At 32.2% G+C, this 2729-nt stretch carries 3 protein-coding genes; all 3 read left to right on the plus strand.

What is annotated here, in order from left to right:
* Positions 1–201: 201 nt before the first annotated feature.
* The 3 genes from Q0409_RS07140 to Q0409_RS07150 all read left to right on the plus strand — a co-directional run bounded on the left by Q0409_RS07140 (position 202) and on the right by Q0409_RS07150 (position 2517).
* Positions 202–1344: an amidohydrolase family protein gene (locus Q0409_RS07140; protein WP_298536450.1), complete on the plus strand. Its 1143-nt coding sequence runs from the start codon at positions 202–204 to the stop codon at positions 1342–1344.
* 80 nt (positions 1345–1424) lie between these two features.
* Positions 1425–1868, plus strand: coding sequence for a universal stress protein (locus Q0409_RS07145; protein ID WP_298536451.1), 444 nt, complete (start codon positions 1425–1427; stop codon positions 1866–1868).
* Positions 1869–1890: 22 nt separating this feature from the next.
* Entirely contained in the window at positions 1891–2517 is a 627-nt protein-coding gene (locus tag Q0409_RS07150; RefSeq protein ID WP_298536453.1) for a CatA-like O-acetyltransferase, read from the plus strand.
* Positions 2518–2729 lie beyond the last annotated feature (212 nt).

Below are 2729 nucleotides of genomic sequence, written 5' to 3' on the forward strand. Positions count from 1 at the left end.
TATTTTTTCTAATTTTTTTTTAAATAATGCTATGTTAAACTTTTTAATATTTTTTCTAATTTTTTTTTAAATAATGCTATGTTAAACTTTTTAATATTTTTTCTAATTTTTTTTTAAATAATGCTATGTTAAACTTTTTAATATTTTTTTTAATTTTTTTTTAAATAAAAATATATAAAACTTATTTTAAAATTATTAATAATGAAAACTATAGCAAATGGATTAATCCTAAAAGGCATTGATTTAAGTCCTGTAAAGGAGAACATCGTCATAGATGATGAAAACAACATCATAGAAATCTCCAAGGATGCAAAAGAGGGAGAAGTCATAGATGCATCAGGTAAGATTGTATGCCCAAGATTCATAAATGCACATACACATATCGGAGATTCCATCATAAAGGATGAAGGGGATGGATTAAGCCTTGATGAGGTTGTAAAGCCACCTCATGGAATAAAGCATCTTGCATTGGAATCTGCAAGTGATGATGAGCTCATTGAAGCCATGAGAGATTCAATGTGGGATATGCACAATCTTGGAATCAGCCATTTCATTGATTATCGTGAAGGTGGCCTTGAAGGAGTCAAGCTTATCAAGGAAGCATCTAAGGACATTCCAATAACTCCAATCATTCTTGGAAGAGACAGTTCATTCTATGGCGAAGACCCTAATTATCATCAGGTCAAGGTTGCTATCAGAAAGCTTCTGAAGCATGCCGATGGTATTGGATTAAGCGGTTTTGGTGAAATCGATACAACAGTTGCTGAAATAATCTGTGAAAAATGTGAAGCTGCAGGAAAGATATCTTCCATTCATGTAGCTGAAAGTGAAAATAACCAATTTGCCTCAATTGAAAAGACAGGCAAAACCGAACCTCAAAGGGCATTTGAAGCAGGATTCAATCAGGTTGTCCATATGGCCAATCCAAAGAATGATGACATCAATCAGCTTTCCAAATCAAATAGCTCTCTCACCATTTGTCCAAGATCAAATGGTGCATTGAGTGTTGGAATAATTCCACTTTTTGAAGTGTTGAAAACTGGAGTTAAGCCATTGATTGGAAGTGACAATATAATGATAAATAGGCCTAATCTATTTAGAGAAATGGAATTTACATTAAAGATAATGAAGGGTTTCTCTAAGAATTACATAGCACCTGTTGAAGTATTGAAAATGGCAACAACAAATGTATGTGTAGACAGTTCATTATCTTCAAAAATCAATAAATCATATGTTGGTGAAGGTCAAAATGCTGAATTCATGATTATAAATCAAAAGTCAAACAATCCATATCTTAGTTTGATTAATAGAACTGAAGTAAATGATATTGTAAAGATATTCTAATAAAATTAGACAAATTTAGATGATTAATCTAAAGCTAAAAATTTTAATTTAATTTTTATAAAAGCTAAGCTTGTGATAAAATGAGTGAACAATTATATAAAAAAATCTTATTGCCAACAGATGGCTCAAAATACTCAGACATATCTGAAAAGCATGCATTATCAATTGCAGCTACAAACAATGCTGAAATAATCGCTTTAAGCGTAATTGAAAACTCTTTTTCAATAGGTCTTCCAGATACCGATACTATCTCTGAAGTGAACAGATTGCTTAAGGAAGAGAATGAAAAGAACCTTAAGAAGGTGGAAAGGCTTAGGGACGAATGTGGAGTGGATGTGAAGATTAGAACATTGATTAAGGAAGGTTCTCCTGCAAGGGTAATTCTTGAAACCATTGATGAGGAAGACATTGACCTTGTTGTTATGGGAAGTTCAGGAAAGAGCGGAATTGATAAGTTCTTGATGGGCAGTGTAGCGGAAAAGGTCGTCAAGTCTGCAAAATGTTCTGTCTTAATTGTTCATTGATTGCATTCAATAGGAGTTTCAAATGAAGGAAATAGACTTTGATTTGGAAAACAACCCATTCATTAACTTCCTTTCCTCAAGATACACCATGTCTGCAAGGGTCAATGTTGAAAACTTGTGGATTAAATCAAAGGAGCAGGACTTGTCCTTTTTTGTCATGTCACTCGGAGCATTGATGAATGCATTGAATGATATTCCTCAAATGAGAAGAAGGATCATTGACGGCAAGGTCATTGAATTCGAGTCTTTGGATGCAGTTTGCCCAATAATGGATAAAGAGGAGACAGTCTTTAAGGAAATAAGGATAGAAGGCCCTCAAAGATTCTATAACATTCTAAAATGGCATGATTATGTTGTGGATTATCAGCTTAATGTTTTGGAAGGAGTTGATAAGGCATTTGATTTGGATACAATGGAAAGGGATAAGATAAACGTTGCCAATTTTTCATGCATCCCTTGGGTTGATTTCGATTCAATCACCAATGCAACTGCTGCGGGAAATGCAATCCAACCTTTAATCACTTGGGGAAAGGTCAATGAGAATTATGAGATGACTGTATCCATAACAGTTAGCCATATCTTTGTAAATGGATTGGAATTGGCTAAGTTCTATAAGAACGCTCAAGAGAATTTTGACAGTTTATTATAACTATTTCTTTATTTTTTATTTTCTCATTTCCCATTCAAGCACTGTGATTTGGATTTTATTTTTGCCCATTTTTCAAAATATTTTTTACAATAATTTCTAATTTTTTCATAAAATTATTTGATAATCAACTAAGTTAATTTTTTATCACTAATTTTTTCCATTTTATACTAAAATTATTTAAATGATAAACAATATATTAACAAATGTATAAT

Source organism: uncultured Methanobrevibacter sp., from assembly GCF_937898925.1.
Lineage (GTDB): Archaea > Methanobacteriota > Methanobacteria > Methanobacteriales > Methanobacteriaceae > Methanobrevibacter.